This window comes from Simplicispira suum, assembly GCF_003008595.1.
Lineage (GTDB): Bacteria > Pseudomonadota > Gammaproteobacteria > Burkholderiales > Burkholderiaceae_C > Simplicispira > Simplicispira suum.
This window is the reverse complement of the sequence record NZ_CP027669.1, coordinates 1,542,370-1,554,878: the sequence shown is the minus strand read 5'-3', so window position 1 is coordinate 1,554,878 and position 12,509 is coordinate 1,542,370. Positions and strand designations below refer to the sequence as shown.

Annotated in this window: 9 protein-coding genes; 3 read left to right on the top strand and 6 right to left on the bottom strand. The window is 64.8% G+C overall.

What is annotated here, in order from left to right; translation table 11 throughout:
- Positions 1-10 precede the first annotated feature (10 nt).
- Positions 11-1,597, top strand: a complete 1,587-nt coding sequence (locus tag C6571_RS07310; RefSeq protein WP_106446100.1) for a methyl-accepting chemotaxis protein — start codon at positions 11-13, stop codon at positions 1,595-1,597.
- 52 nt (positions 1,598-1,649) lie between these two features.
- Positions 1,650-2,231 (top strand): hemerythrin domain-containing protein, encoded by a 582-nt coding sequence (locus C6571_RS07305; protein WP_106446099.1) that lies wholly within the window; start codon positions 1,650-1,652, stop codon positions 2,229-2,231.
- A 13-nt stretch (positions 2,232-2,244) separates the two neighbouring features.
- Here the strand turns inward: C6571_RS07305 and C6571_RS07300 are convergent, their stop codons facing one another.
- Positions 2,245-3,354 carry an alkene reductase gene (locus C6571_RS07300; RefSeq protein WP_106446098.1) on the bottom strand — a complete coding sequence of 370 codons (1,110 nt, stop codon included), beginning with the start codon at positions 3,352-3,354 and terminating at the stop codon, positions 2,245-2,247.
- A 268-nt stretch (positions 3,355-3,622) separates the two neighbouring features.
- Between C6571_RS07300 and C6571_RS07295 the strand changes: the two genes are divergently transcribed.
- Positions 3,623-4,846, top strand: coding sequence for a YbfB/YjiJ family MFS transporter (locus C6571_RS07295; protein ID WP_106446097.1), 1,224 nt, complete (start codon positions 3,623-3,625; stop codon positions 4,844-4,846).
- Positions 4,847-4,879: 33 nt separating this feature from the next.
- Here C6571_RS07295 and gstA read toward each other — a convergent pair whose 3' ends face one another.
- The 5 genes from gstA to C6571_RS07270 all read right to left on the bottom strand — a co-directional run bounded on the left by gstA (position 4,880) and on the right by C6571_RS07270 (position 12,210).
- The gene (gene gstA, locus C6571_RS07290) at positions 4,880-5,488 is read right to left on the bottom strand and encodes a glutathione transferase GstA (protein ID WP_106446096.1); all 609 of its coding nucleotides are present in this window, start codon (positions 5,486-5,488) and stop codon (positions 4,880-4,882) included.
- Positions 5,489-6,177: 689 nt separating this feature from the next.
- The gene (locus tag C6571_RS07285; protein ID WP_106445180.1) at positions 6,178-7,221 is read right to left on the bottom strand and encodes an IS110 family RNA-guided transposase; all 1,044 of its coding nucleotides are present in this window, start codon (positions 7,219-7,221) and stop codon (positions 6,178-6,180) included.
- A gap of 619 nt (positions 7,222-7,840) precedes the next feature.
- On the bottom strand, positions 7,841-8,884 hold the full coding sequence (locus C6571_RS07280; protein WP_106445180.1) for an IS110 family RNA-guided transposase: 1,044 nt from the start codon (positions 8,882-8,884) through the stop codon (positions 7,841-7,843).
- Positions 8,885-9,503: 619 nt separating this feature from the next.
- On the bottom strand, positions 9,504-10,547 hold the full coding sequence (locus tag C6571_RS07275) for an IS110 family RNA-guided transposase (protein WP_106445180.1): 1,044 nt from the start codon (positions 10,545-10,547) through the stop codon (positions 9,504-9,506).
- Positions 10,548-11,166: 619 nt separating this feature from the next.
- Positions 11,167-12,210 carry an IS110 family RNA-guided transposase gene (locus C6571_RS07270; protein ID WP_106445180.1) on the bottom strand — a complete coding sequence of 348 codons (1,044 nt, stop codon included), beginning with the start codon at positions 12,208-12,210 and terminating at the stop codon, positions 11,167-11,169.
- Between the last annotated feature and the right edge of the window lie 299 nt (positions 12,211-12,509).

Below are 12,509 nucleotides of genomic sequence, written 5' to 3'. Positions count from 1 at the left end.
AGGGAATGTCATGTCAGTTTTCAGCTTGATGCGCCAGTTCACGATCCGTTTTCGCATGCTGGGCGCCATTGCCGTGGTGCTGGTGTTGCTGGGCTTGCTCGGCGGCGCGGGCATGTGGGGGATGTTTCGCATCCACGCCATGAGCGACGCGTTTGTGACGCGCTCGTTTGCGCAGGAAGCGCAAATTGCCAGCCTGCACGCGCACCTGGGCAGCGCGCGCAGCGAGCAAAAGGAAATGCTGCTGCAGCAGTCCACGCCCGATGCGCTGGCCGCCGCGCGCACCCGCGCCCTGGCCGCGCTGGACGCGGCCGATCAGGCGCTGGCCCGGTTTCTGGCCACGCCCGATGCGGCCGAGCACCCGCAGGCACTGGCCTTGCGCACGCAAACGGCGGCGTTCCGCGCGCAGCTCAGCGCCGTGCCGGGGCCCGAGGCGGATACCGCGTGGACCGCGCTGCAGCAGGGCATGGCCGCGCTCGATGCGCGCCTGCAAAGCGAGGTGACCAAGGCCCTGCAGGCGCAGACCACGGCGCGCGAGCAGACCCAGTGGCTGTTTGCGCTGCTGGTGGTCATCACCATTTTGGTGGTGGTGCCGCTCACGCTGCTCAACATGATCTCCATTTGCCGGCCGCTGGCCTATGCGCAGAAGCTGGCGCGTGCGATTGCCGGGGGCGATCTGTCGCAAACCATTCGCGTCTCGGGCAAGGACGAAGTGGCAGATCTGGAGCGTGCCTTGCACGACATGCAAAGCGGTCTGGGCGCCCTCGTGGCGCAGGTGCGCGACGCCAGCGGCAGCCTGGCCATTGCCAGCCAGCAGATTGCCAGCGGCAACCAGGATTTGTCGGCCCGCACCGAGCAAACGGCCGGCCACGCCCAGGACGCCGTGGGCACGCTCTCGGGCCTCACAGCCACGGTGCAGCAGACGGCGGGCTCGTCGCAAACGGCCAACCAGTTGGCGCGCTCGGCATCGGGCACGGCCACACGGGGCGGCTCGGTGGTGCAGCAGGCGGTGGCCAGCATGCAGGAGATTTCGGCATCCAGCCGCAAGATCAACGACATCATCGGGCTCATCGATTCGATTGCCTTCCAGACCAACATCCTGGCGCTGAACGCCGCCGTCGAGGCCGCACGGGCCGGCGAGCAGGGGCGCGGCTTTGCCGTGGTGGCCAGCGAAGTGCGCAGCCTGGCACAGCGTTCGGCGGCAGCGGCCAGCGAGATCAAAACCTTGATCGGCAGCAGCGTCCAGGCGGTGGACGGCGGCGTGCGCCACGTGGAAGAAGCGGGCGCGGCGATGCAGGAAATCGTGGCCAGCGTGCAGCGCGTGGGCGACATCATTGGCGAAATTTCGGCCGCCGCCAGCGAGCAGACCGTGGGCATCGCCCAGGCCAACGATTCGGTGGGCGAGATCGACCGCATGACGCAGCAAAACGCTGCCTTGGTGGAAGAGTCCGCTGCCGCTGCCCACTCGCTGCGCGAGCAGGCGGCGCGCCTGGCACAGGTGGTGCAGCAGTTCCGGCTGGCAGATACCGTGGCAGTGCGCACCGCTTCAGCGCCGGCCAGGGTGCCCGCCACGGCTCCTGAGCGCAAGCGTCTGGTCTGAGCCTGAGCGCGTAGACTGGGCTCCCGCCGCGTGATTCCAGGAGCCTTGCGCCATGACGCCTTCGAGCCTCAGAACCATTCACGACGAGCATGCTGCCCTGGCGGCAGTGCTCAAGTCCTTGCAGCTACTGCAGCAGCGCGGGCCGGGCGAGAAGCCGCAGGCGTTTTTTGACGCAATGCGGGCCATGCTGTTCTATATCGACGAGTTTCCGGAGCGCCAGCACCACCCCAAGGAAAGCGAATGGCTGTTTCCGCGCATCGCCGCGCGCTCGGCAGATGCCGCGCTGGCCATCGAGCGGCTGGACCACGACCACGAAGGCGGCGAAGCGGCCGTGCGCGAACTGCAGCATTTGCTCCTGGCCTGGGAACTGCTCGGCGAGACGCGCCGGCGCGCATTTGCCGATGCGCTGGTGCGCTACGTTGACTTTTACCTGGAGCACATGCGGCTGGAAGAAGCCGTGGTCTTGCCCGCCGCCGTGGCGCACCTCAGCGCCGAGGACTGGGAGGCGATTGACCGCGCGTTCTCCACCAACGACCTGCTGCTGACGCCGGGCGTCCAGCGCGACCCGGCGTTTGAGGCGCTGTACGCACGCATCGTCAGCCTGGCGCCCAGCCCGATCGGCCTGGGCGCTTAGGGAGAAAAGGGCTTCAGGCTTCGCTCAGCGTCGGGTAGTCGGTGTAGCCCTTGGCGCCGCCACCGTAGAGCGTGTCCCGGTCGAGCTTGTTGAGCGGCGCGTCCTGGCGCATGCGGGCCACCAGATCCGGGTTGGCGATGTACGGACGGCCAAAGGCGACGATGTCGGCGCCCTTGGCGAGCGCGTCTTCGGCGTCTGCTTTTTCGCGAAAACCGTTGTTGACCATCCAGGCCCCCGTGCCGCCGCCCTTGCGGTAGATCTGGCGCAGCGCCTCGTAGTCGAAGGGGCGGCCTTCCACCTCGCGCGGGCCGCCGGTGGCGCCAACGATGATGTGGATGTACGCCAGGCCGAGCGGCGCCAGCTGGTGCAGCAGGTAGTCAAAGGTTTGCTGCGGGTGCTCGTCCACGATGTCGTTGGCCGGTGTGACGGGCGAGAGGCGAATGGCGGTGCGATCGCCCCCGATTTCGTCGGCAATGGCGCGCACCACTTCCAGCATCAGGCGGGCGCGGTTCTTCACGCTGCCGCCGTAGTCGTCGTCCCGCTGGTTGGCGCCGGTCTTCAGGAACTGGTCCAGCAGGTAGCCGTTGGCGCCGTGGATTTCCACGCCGTCAAAGCCGCAGGCGATGGCGTTGCGCGCGGCGCGCTGGTAGTCGCGCACGATGCCCGGCAGCTCGGCGGCGTCGAGCGCCCGCGGTTCGGAGGTGTCGACGCGCTGGGCCTGGCCATTGCGGATCAGCACCGTCTGCGCCTTGGCCTTGATGGCCGAGGGCGCCACCGGGGCACCGTGATCAGGCTGCAGATCGACGTGCGAGATGCGGCCCACATGCCAGAGCTGCACCACGATGCGTCCACCGGCCTTGTGCACCGAATCGGTCACGCGGCGCCAGCCGTCGAGCTGCTCGGTGCTGTAGAGGCCGGGCACGTCGGCGTAGCCCTGGCCTTGCGGGCTGATGGCCGTGGCTTCGGTCACGATGAGGCCGGCGCTGGCGCGCTGGGTGTAGTACTCGGCCATCAGCGCATTGGGCACGGCGCCGGGGGCGCGGTTGCGTGTCAGCGGTGCCATGGCAATGCGGTTGGCCAGATGCAGGGCGCCGGCAGTGAGGGGGTCAAACAAGGAGGTCATGGCGGTGCTTTCCGAAAAAGGGATCAAAAGTCGATGGCATCAATGGGTCGCGTGGGGCCCGTGCGGTACAGCGTAGCGCGCTGGCGCGGCCGGCGCTGCAGGAATTCGCCGCGTTGGCCGTGCAGGAACATTGAAAATATTGGTCAAAATAGCCTCTAGCGTTTGTTGGATATACGTTAATAGCTATCAAATCGGGAGTAACCTGGGCGACGCCCAGAACCCATGCAATGCAGGCGCTGAATCCGCTGCGCGGCACAATCAAGCCCTCATGACCTCTTCTTCCGCTGCGCCAGCGCCTCGGCCGCTGCCCGCCCTGGCGCTGGCCTTCTCGCTGTCACTGGGCGCAGCCATCTCGCTGGGCCTGACCCGCTTTTCTTACGCGTTGTTGTTGCCGCCGATGCGCGACGACCTGGGCTGGACCTATCTGCTCGCGGGGGGCATGAATACCGCCAACGCCATCGGCTACCTGGTGGGCGCGCTGGTGACGCCGCTGCTGCTGCGCCGCCACGCGCCGGGAAGCATCTTGCTGGGCGGCGCGGCGCTGGCCACGGTGTTGATGGCGGTGTGCGGATTTCTGCTGGGCTCGCCCGCGTTGCTGCTGCAGCGCCTGTTGGCGGGCGTGGCCAGCGCGGCGGTGTTTGTCGCCGGAGGCCTGATGGCGGCCCGCCTGGGCGCGCTGGACGCCCGGCGCAGCGGGCTTTTGCTGGGCGTGTACTACGGCGGTGTGGGCTGGGGCATTGCAGCCTCAAGCTTGCTGGTGCCCGTGGTGCTGGCGCACGCGCCCGAGCCCCATACCTGGGTCTGGGCCTGGTGGCTGCTGGCCCTGCTGTGCGCTGCCTGCACGGCCGCGCTGGCCTGGCCGGCACGCGTGCTGCGCCAGCTCGATGCGCAGGGTGCAGCGGCTTCGACGGCGGCGACAGGTGCAACGCCCAAGCAGGCGCGGGTGCCGCTGCGCGCGCTGGCGCCATCGCTGGCGGGCTACACCTTGTTTGGCGTGGGCTACATCGGCTACATGACGTTCGTGATCGCCCTCTTGAAGGAGCAGGGCCTGGGCACCGCCGGCATCACCTGGTTCTATACGCTGCTCGGCCTGGCGGTGGTGGCGTCGGCGCGCGTCTGGGCGGGCCTTTTGGAGCGCAGCAAGGGCGGCGGCGCGCTGGCACTGCTCAACGCCCTGCTGGGCGTGGCCACGGTGCTGCCGGCGCTGACCTCGGCCTGGCCGGTGGTGCTGGTGTCTGGCCTGCTGTTTGGCGGGGTGTTCCTGTCGCTCGTCGCTTCGACCACCGCGCTGGTGCGCCACAACCTGCCGCCGTCGCAATGGGCGGCCGGCATCAGCGCCTTCACCATCGTGTTTGCGGCTGGCCAGATCGTCGGGCCCACCGTGGTGGGCGCCATTGCCGATGCCGCGGGCGGTCTGGCACGCGGCCTGGTGTTCTCGGCCGTGGCGCTGTGGATGGGCGCGGTGCTGGCCTGGCGGCAGAAGCCGCTTTGAGCGCCGCTGGCTGCCGTTGCAGCAGGCGCGGGTTTACTTGATCAGACCTTCGGCCTTCATCGTGGCGATTACGGCGGGCCGCGCGCCCACGCGGTCGCGGTAGGCCATCAGGTTCTTCAGGTGCGACAGATCGAACCCGACCGGCTTGGCCCAGCCGCTCACGGTGAACAGGTAGGCGTCGGCCACGGTGAACTGCGCGCCCATCAAGTAGTCCTTGCCGGCGAGCTGCTGGTCGACGAAAGCCAGGCGCGACATCAAACGCTCTTTGACGGACGCCTTGTATTCGTCGTTCGCGGGCCCGCCGAAGAAGGGGCCAAAGCTTTTGTGCAGCTCGGTGCCGATGAAGGTCAGCCATTCCTGCAGTTGGTAGCGCTCAAAGCCGCCGGCGGGGGGCGCCAGCTTTTTGTCGGGTGCCTGGTCGGCCAGGTACTGCACGATGGCCGGGCCTTCGCGCAGGGTGCGGCCATCGTCCAGCACCAGAAAGGGCACGTAGCCGAGTGGGTTGATGGTGTAGTAGTCGGTGCCGTCGGCCAGCTTGTGCGTCTTGGTGGGCGCGGCAATGGCCTCGTGCGCCAGGCCGGCCTCGTGCAGCACGATATGGGGCGACATCGAGCAGGCACCGGGGGAGTAGTAAAGCTTCATTCGAAATCCTTGGTGGAAACCGCCCATGCTAGGGCGTGGGAGATTTTTTTGCTGGGTGTGTGGGTAAAGGGCGGCGGAGGGGGCTCGCGTGGCGGGCGGGGGTGCCCGTCTCAGTTGGGAGGTGTTGCGCTTTCCTCGGGACATCTTTTGTGTGGAGGCCACAGTGTTTGATGTGGGGTCCGCTGGAATGACGGTATGCCTCTGCCAAGGGCGGGTGCCGGGATGTGCGCCCGGCGGCGCAGTAACTTTCTTTCGCGTCGCCGAAAGAAAGTCACCAAAGAAAGGGCGACCCCGCTGTCCGTGTCGGTTTTTGGGGTCAGAGTCCCAATTCACCGAGCCTACGGCTCGCCCGAAGGGGGCGGTGCTGCGCACCGCCGTGAAATGGGCGTCTGACCCCATACATGGACGCCCCCGGTTTGCCAAGCCGCGCCTGAGCATGATGTTGTTTTCAAAGGTATCAGGACTGCTGCCATACATCCGGACTTTGTTGGGTCACTTTCAACCCTGTCCCTGATGGAATTCGCTCACCAGCTCCCTATCAATTTCGCGTGCTCGTTGCCGGCACGTCGGGGTCATCGGGTTTTGCTGATGCCGGTCCAACCTGTGCTTGCCATCATCTCGCCTTGAGCGTTGCCTGTGCAATCAATGGGTGCGCTGCCCGTTTCAATCGTGTTTGTCCTCGTTCGCTTTCATACTGCGGCCAACATTCTGGCCTCCGGCCGGTATTCGCTGGCTTTGACCAGCATGGCCCAAAGGATGCGTGCATTGCGATTGGCCAGTGCAACTGCAGCCACATTGGCGTTGCGCCGGCTCAGCAGCCGATCGAGCCACGCATCGGTGCTTTTGCCTGCGGCGCGCCGCCGCTCATTGGCCTGAATCAGCGAGCGCGCTCCATGGATGAGCAAGGTGCGCACATAACCATCGCCGCGTTTGCTGATGCCCAGCAGTTTGTCCTTGCCCCCACTGGAGTGCTGGCGCGGCACCAACCCCAGCCAGGCGGCCAGTTGCTTGCCATTGGCAAACAGCGTGGCATCGCCCACGGTGGCCACGATGGCGCTGCTGGTGATGGGGCCGATGCCCGGCACTTGCTGCAGCCGTCGCTCGGCGCTGTCTGCCTGCACCGATGAGGCGATGAGCTGCTCCAGTTGAGCGACCTGCGCATCGAGCTGCTTGAGCTGCTGGTGCAGATGTCCGATCAGGGTGCGCATGGGCGAAGGCAGCGCCATGCGCTCATCAGCGGCAACGGCGCCAGCTTGGACGAGCACCACGCGCAGGCCCTGGGCCATCACGATGCCGAACTCACTGAGCAAGCCGCGAATCTGGTTGGCCAGCGCCGTGCGCATCTTCACAAAGCCCTGGCGTGCGCGGTGCACGGCCAGCACCGCTTGCTGTTCGCAGCTCTTGACAGCCACAAAGCGCATGCTGGGGCGGCTGACAGCTTCGCAGATGGCTTGCGCGTCTGCGCGGTCGTTCTTGTTGGATTTGACGTAGGGCTTGACGAACTGCGGTGACATCAGGCGCACATCGTGCCCCTGGCTTTGCAGCTTGCGCGCCCAGAAATGCGCGCCTGAGCAGGCCTCCATGCCAATCAGGCACGGCGGCAAACCGACAAAAAACTCGGCCATCTGCGCGCGGCGCAGGGGCTTGCTGAAGACGATCCGACCGGTGTGATCGACACCGTGCACGTGAAAGATGTTCTTGGCCAGATCGATGCCAACGGTGGTAACTTGCATGGTGGACGCTCCTGTCTGTTGAACAAGTGGTTGATCGAGCCTCCACTTTGGCACTTCAAGGCCGATCAGGTGGGGGCGTCCATTCCATTAATAACCGCAACCTGCGGTGCGCGGCGCAAAGCGGGGTCCGCGCAAACTCGCTTCGCTCAAACAGCGCGCGGCCCTGATCCGCTTTGCGCCTGTGCTCCTCGGCACGGCCAGAGGGGAGTTGGGGGCCAACATCCTTTCGGGCCATCGCTGCGCTCGGCCCCGGCAACCTGCACGAGCGCGGCGCAGGTATTGGGGTCGGATCACGATTTCGCGCAGCGAAACTCGTGCTCAGACCCCATACATGGACGCCCCCGGTTTGCCAAGCCGCGCCTGAGCATGATGTTGTTTTCAAAGGTATCAGGACTGCTGCCATACATCCGGACTTTGTTGGGTCACTTTCAACCCTGTCCCTGATGGAATTCGCTCACCAGCTCCCTATCAATTTCGCGTGCTCGTTGCCGGCACGTCGGGGTCATCGGGTTTTGCTGATGCCGGTCCAACCTGTGCTTGCCATCATCTCGCCTTGAGCGTTGCCTGTGCAATCAATGGGTGCGCTGCCCGTTTCAATCGTGTTTGTCCTCGTTCGCTTTCATACTGCGGCCAACATTCTGGCCTCGGGCCGGTATTCGCTGGCTTTGACCAGCATGGCCCAAAGGATGCGTGCATTGCGATTGGCCAGTGCAACTGCAGCCACATTGGCGTTGCGCCGGCTCAGCAGCCGATCGAGCCACGCATCGGTGCTTTTGCCTGCGGCGCGCCGCCGCTCATTGGCCTGAATCAGCGAGCGCGCTCCATGGATGAGCAAGGTGCGCACATAACCATCGCCGCGTTTGCTGATGCCCAGCAGTTTGTCCTTGCCCCCACTGGAGTGCTGGCGCGGCACCAACCCCAGCCAGGCGGCCAGTTGCTTGCCATTGGCAAACAGCGTGGCATCGCCCACGGTGGCCACGATGGCGCTGCTGGTGATGGGGCCGATGCCCGGCACTTGCTGCAGCCGTCGCTCGGCGCTGTCTGCCTGCACCGATGAGGCGATGAGCTGCTCCAGTTGAGCGACCTGCGCATCGAGCTGCTTGAGCTGCTGGTGCAGATGTCCGATCAGGGTGCGCATGGGCGAAGGCAGCGCCATGCGCTCATCAGCGGCAACGGCGCCAGCTTGGACGAGCACCACGCGCAGGCCCTGGGCCATCACGATGCCGAACTCACTGAGCAAGCCGCGAATCTGGTTGGCCAGCGCCGTGCGCATCTTCACAAAGCCCTGGCGTGCGCGGTGCACGGCCAGCACCGCTTGCTGTTCGCAGCTCTTGACAGCCACAAAGCGCATGCTGGGGCGGCTGACAGCTTCGCAGATGGCTTGCGCGTCTGCGCGGTCGTTCTTGTTGGATTTGACGTAGGGCTTGACGAACTGCGGTGACATCAGGCGCACATCGTGCCCCTGGCTTTGCAGCTTGCGCGCCCAGAAATGCGCGCCTGAGCAGGCCTCCATGCCAATCAGGCACGGCGGCAAACCGACAAAAAACTCGGCCATCTGCGCGCGGCGCAGGGGCTTGCTGAAGACGATCCGACCGGTGTGATCGACACCGTGCACGTGAAAGATGTTCTTGGCCAGATCGATGCCAACGGTGGTAACTTGCATGGTGGACGCTCCTGTCTGTTGAACAAGTGGTTGATCGAGCCTCCACTTTGGCACTTCAAGGCCGATCAGGTGGGGGCGTCCATTCCATTAATAACCGCAACCTGCGGTGCGCGGCGCAAAGCGGGGTCCGCGCAAACTCGCTTCGCTCAAACAGCGCGCGGCCCTGATCCGCTTTGCGCCTGTGCTCCTCGGCACGGCCAGAGGGGAGTTGGGGGCCAACATCCTTTCGGGCCATCGCTGCGCTCGGCCCCGGCAACCTGCACGAGCGCGGCGCAGGTATTGGGGTCGGATCACGATTTCGCGCAGCGAAACTCGTGCTCAGACCCCATACATGGACGCCCCCGGTTTGCCAAGCCGCGCCTGAGCATGATGTTGTTTTCAAAGGTATCAGGACTGCTGCCATACATCCGGACTTTGTTGGGTCACTTTCAACCCTGTCCCTGATGGAATTCGCTCACCAGCTCCCTATCAATTTCGCGTGCTCGTTGCCGGCACGTCGGGGTCATCGGGTTTTGCTGATGCCGGTCCAACCTGTGCTTGCCATCATCTCGCCTTGAGCGTTGCCTGTGCAATCAATGGGTGCGCTGCCCGTTTCAATCGTGTTTGTCCTCGTTCGCTTTCATACTGCGGCCAACATTCTGGCCTCGGGCCGGTATTCGCTGGCTTTGACCAGCATGGCCCAAAGGATGCGTGCATTGCGATTGGCCAGTGCAACTGCAGCCACATTGGCGTTGCGCCGGCTCAGCAGCCGATCGAGCCACGCATCGGTGCTTTTGCCTGCGGCGCGCCGCCGCTCATTGGCCTGAATCAGCGAGCGCGCTCCATGGATGAGCAAGGTGCGCACATAACCATCGCCGCGTTTGCTGATGCCCAGCAGTTTGTCCTTGCCCCCACTGGAGTGCTGGCGCGGCACCAACCCCAGCCAGGCGGCCAGTTGCTTGCCATTGGCAAACAGCGTGGCATCGCCCACGGTGGCCACGATGGCGCTGCTGGTGATGGGGCCGATGCCCGGCACTTGCTGCAGCCGTCGCTCGGCGCTGTCTGCCTGCACCGATGAGGCGATGAGCTGCTCCAGTTGAGCGACCTGCGCATCGAGCTGCTTGAGCTGCTGGTGCAGATGTCCGATCAGGGTGCGCATGGGCGAAGGCAGCGCCATGCGCTCATCAGCGGCAACGGCGCCAGCTTGGACGAGCACCACGCGCAGGCCCTGGGCCATCACGATGCCGAACTCACTGAGCAAGCCGCGAATCTGGTTGGCCAGCGCCGTGCGCATCTTCACAAAGCCCTGGCGTGCGCGGTGCACGGCCAGCACCGCTTGCTGTTCGCAGCTCTTGACAGCCACAAAGCGCATGCTGGGGCGGCTGACAGCTTCGCAGATGGCTTGCGCGTCTGCGCGGTCGTTCTTGTTGGATTTGACGTAGGGCTTGACGAACTGCGGTGACATCAGGCGCACATCGTGCCCCTGGCTTTGCAGCTTGCGCGCCCAGAAATGCGCGCCTGAGCAGGCCTCCATGCCAATCAGGCACGGCGGCAAACCGACAAAAAACTCGGCCATCTGCGCGCGGCGCAGGGGCTTGCTGAAGACGATCCGACCGGTGTGATCGACACCGTGCACGTGAAAGATGTTCTTGGCCAGATCGATGCCAACGGTGGTAACTTGCATGGTGGACGCTCCTGTCTGTTGAACAAGTGGTTGATCGAGCCTCCACTTTGGCACTTCAAGGCCGATCAGGTGGGGGCGTCCATTCCATTAATAACCGCAACCTGCGGTGCGCGGCGCAAAGCGGGGTCCGCGCAAACTCGCTTCGCTCAAACAGCGCGCGGCCCTGATCCGCTTTGCGCCTGTGCTCCTCGGCACGGCCAGAGGGGAGTTGGGGGCCAACATCCTTTCGGGCCATCGCTGCGCTCGGCCCCGGCAACCTGCACGAGCGCGGCGCAGGTATTGGGGTCGGATCACGATTTCGCGCAGCGAAACTCGTGCTCAGACCCCATACATGGACGCCCCCGGTTTGCCAAGCCGCGCCTGAGCATGATGTTGTTTTCAAAGGTATCAGGACTGCTGCCATACATCCGGACTTTGTTGGGTCACTTTCAACCCTGTCCCTGATGGAATTCGCTCACCAGCTCCCTATCAATTTCGCGTGCTCGTTGCCGGCACGTCGGGGTCATCGGGTTTTGCTGATGCCGGTCCAACCTGTGCTTGCCATCATCTCGCCTTGAGCGTTGCCTGTGCAATCAATGGGTGCGCTGCCCGTTTCAATCGTGTTTGTCCTCGTTCGCTTTCATACTGCGGCCAACATTCTGGCCTCGGGCCGGTATTCGCTGGCTTTGACCAGCATGGCCCAAAGGATGCGTGCATTGCGATTGGCCAGTGCAACTGCAGCCACATTGGCGTTGCGCCGGCTCAGCAGCCGATCGAGCCACGCATCGGTGCTTTTGCCTGCGGCGCGCCGCCGCTCATTGGCCTGAATCAGCGAGCGCGCTCCATGGATGAGCAAGGTGCGCACATAACCATCGCCGCGTTTGCTGATGCCCAGCAGTTTGTCCTTGCCCCCACTGGAGTGCTGGCGCGGCACCAACCCCAGCCAGGCGGCCAGTTGCTTGCCATTGGCAAACAGCGTGGCATCGCCCACGGTGGCCACGATGGCGCTGCTGGTGATGGGGCCGATGCCCGGCACTTGCTGCAGCCGTCGCTCGGCGCTGTCTGCCTGCACCGATGAGGCGATGAGCTGCTCCAGTTGAGCGACCTGCGCATCGAGCTGCTTGAGCTGCTGGTGCAGATGTCCGATCAGGGTGCGCATGGGCGAAGGCAGCGCCATGCGCTCATCAGCGGCAACGGCGCCAGCTTGGACGAGCACCACGCGCAGGCCCTGGGCCATCACGATGCCGAACTCACTGAGCAAGCCGCGAATCTGGTTGGCCAGCGCCGTGCGCATCTTCACAAAGCCCTGGCGTGCGCGGTGCACGGCCAGCACCGCTTGCTGTTCGCAGCTCTTGACAGCCACAAAGCGCATGCTGGGGCGGCTGACAGCTTCGCAGATGGCTTGCGCGTCTGCGCGGTCGTTCTTGTTGGATTTGACGTAGGGCTTGACGAACTGCGGTGACATCAGGCGCACATCGTGCCCCTGGCTTTGCAGCTTGCGCGCCCAGAAATGCGCGCCTGAGCAGGCCTCCATGCCAATCAGGCACGGCGGCAAACCGACAAAAAACTCGGCCATCTGCGCGCGGCGCAGGGGCTTGCTGAAGACGATCCGACCGGTGTGATCGACACCGTGCACGTGAAAGATGTTCTTGGCCAGATCGATGCCAACGGTGGTAACTTGCATGGTGGACGCTCCTGTCTGTTGAACAAGTGGTTGATCGAGCCTCCACTTTGGCACTTCAAGGCCGATCAGGTGGGGGCGTCCATTCCATTAATAACCGCAACCTGCGGTGCGCGGCGCAAAGCGGGGTCCGCGCAAACTCGCTTCGCTCAAACAGCGCGCGGCCCTGATCCGCTTTGCGCCTGTGCTCCTCGGCACGGCCAGAGGGGAGTTGGGGGCCAACATCCTTTCGGGCCATCGCTGCGCTCGGCCCCGGCAACCTGCACGAGCGCGGCGCAGGTATTGGGGTCGGATCACGATTT

Coding starts and splice junctions, on each gene's coding strand:
- C6571_RS07310 (WP_106446100.1), top strand. CDS start 11: ATGTCAGTTTTCAGCTTGATGCGCCAGTTCACGATCCGTTTTCGCATG.
- C6571_RS07280 (WP_106445180.1), bottom strand. CDS start 8,884: ATGCAAGTTACCACCGTTGGCATCGATCTGGCCAAGAACATCTTTCAC.
- C6571_RS07285 (WP_106445180.1), bottom strand. CDS start 7,221: ATGCAAGTTACCACCGTTGGCATCGATCTGGCCAAGAACATCTTTCAC.
- C6571_RS07305 (WP_106446099.1), top strand. CDS start 1,650: ATGACGCCTTCGAGCCTCAGAACCATTCACGACGAGCATGCTGCCCTG.
- gstA (WP_106446096.1), bottom strand. CDS start 5,488: ATGAAGCTTTACTACTCCCCCGGTGCCTGCTCGATGTCGCCCCATATC.
- C6571_RS07270 (WP_106445180.1), bottom strand. CDS start 12,210: ATGCAAGTTACCACCGTTGGCATCGATCTGGCCAAGAACATCTTTCAC.
- C6571_RS07275 (WP_106445180.1), bottom strand. CDS start 10,547: ATGCAAGTTACCACCGTTGGCATCGATCTGGCCAAGAACATCTTTCAC.
- C6571_RS07295 (WP_106446097.1), top strand. CDS start 3,623: ATGACCTCTTCTTCCGCTGCGCCAGCGCCTCGGCCGCTGCCCGCCCTG.
- C6571_RS07300 (WP_106446098.1), bottom strand. CDS start 3,354: ATGACCTCCTTGTTTGACCCCCTCACTGCCGGCGCCCTGCATCTGGCC.